Annotated in this window: 2 protein-coding genes; one reads left to right on the top strand and one right to left on the bottom strand. The window is 68.1% G+C overall.

The genetic code is table 11. From position 1 onward, the window contains the following. The coding region (locus VR44_RS03540) for a catalase (protein WP_045945871.1) at positions 1 to 419 on the bottom strand (419 nt) is incomplete at its 3' end. Positions 420 to 548: 129 nt separating this feature from the next. Here VR44_RS03540 and VR44_RS03535 point away from each other — a divergent pair. Next, entirely contained in the window at positions 549 to 965 is a 417-nt protein-coding gene (locus tag VR44_RS03535) for a Fur family transcriptional regulator (RefSeq protein ID WP_094191412.1), read from the top strand. Positions 966 to 1,104: the final 139 nt, after the last annotated feature.

The following is a 1,104-nucleotide window of genomic DNA, read 5'->3' as shown; positions in this document are numbered from 1 at the left end:
ATGAAGAACACCGGGGTGTTGTTGCCGACGAGGTCGTAGTTGCCCTCTTCGGTGTAGAACTTCAGCGCCCAGCCGCGCGGGTCACGGCGGGCGTCCGCGCCGCCGAGGCTGTCCGCGACGGTGGAGAAGCGCAGGAAGGTCTCGGTCTGCTTGCCGACCTCGGAGAGGAACTTCGCCCGGGTGTACTTCGTGACGTCCGCGGTCACGGTGAAGGTGCCGTAGGCGCCGGCGCCGCGGGCGTGCACCACGCGCTCCGGGATGCGCTCGCGGTTGAAGTGAGCCAGCTTCTCCAGGAGGAGCTGGTCCTGGACGAGGACCGGCCCGCCGACCCCAGCGGTCTCGCTGTTCTGGTTGTCGGCGACCGGTGCCCCGGCCTCCGTGGTGAGCGGTCCCTGCGTCACGTGCGCCTCCTGCGTCATTTCCTGCAAGTCCTGTCCTTGGCGTTTGCCGTAACCGATCCTACGATGGACTTTGTCTAAGTCAAGTAAGCATCCAAGTCCACATCGGTTCGGGATCTGCACCGAATCCCCACTGTTAGGCTGGCGTGTATGAGTGACCTGCTGGAACGACTTCGCGGACGCGGCTGGCGCATGACGGCCCAGCGGCGTGTCGTGGCCGAAGTACTCGACGGTGAACACGTTCACCTGACGGCAGACGAAGTGCACGCACGCGCTGTGATCAAACTGCCCGAGATTTCTCGAGCGACGGTGTACAACACCTTGGGCGAGCTGGTCTCGCTCGGCGAGGTGCTGGAGGTGTCGACGGACCGGCGCGCCAAGCGCTACGACCCGAACGCGCACCGGCCCCACCACCACCTGGTCTGCGCCCAGTGCGGGGCCATCCGCGACGTCCACCCGGCGGGCGACCCGCTGGCCGACCTGCCCGCCGGCGAGCGCTTCGGCTTCGTGGTCTCGGCGGTCGAGGTGACCTACCGCGGGGTGTGCCCGAACTGCGCCGCGGCCTGACCGGGGCGGCCGCCCGCACACGACGGAGAAGACGGAAGAGGCCGGGGGCGCGAGCCCCCGGCCTCTCTGCTGCGCACCGGCGTTTACGGTCAGAAACGACTCGAGGCCCGGATCCATGGGATCCGGGCCTCGGGCCTTC

It is taken from the genome of Streptomyces katrae (assembly GCF_000966975.1).
GTDB lineage: Bacteria > Actinomycetota > Actinomycetes > Streptomycetales > Streptomycetaceae > Streptomyces > Streptomyces katrae.
This window is presented reverse-complemented; position numbering and strand designations above follow the sequence as displayed.

Bases quoted from the DNA above. Each gene is read 5' to 3' on its own strand.
- VR44_RS03535 (WP_094191412.1), top strand. From the start codon at position 549: ATGAGTGACCTGCTGGAACGACTTCGCGGACGCGGCTGGCGCATGACG.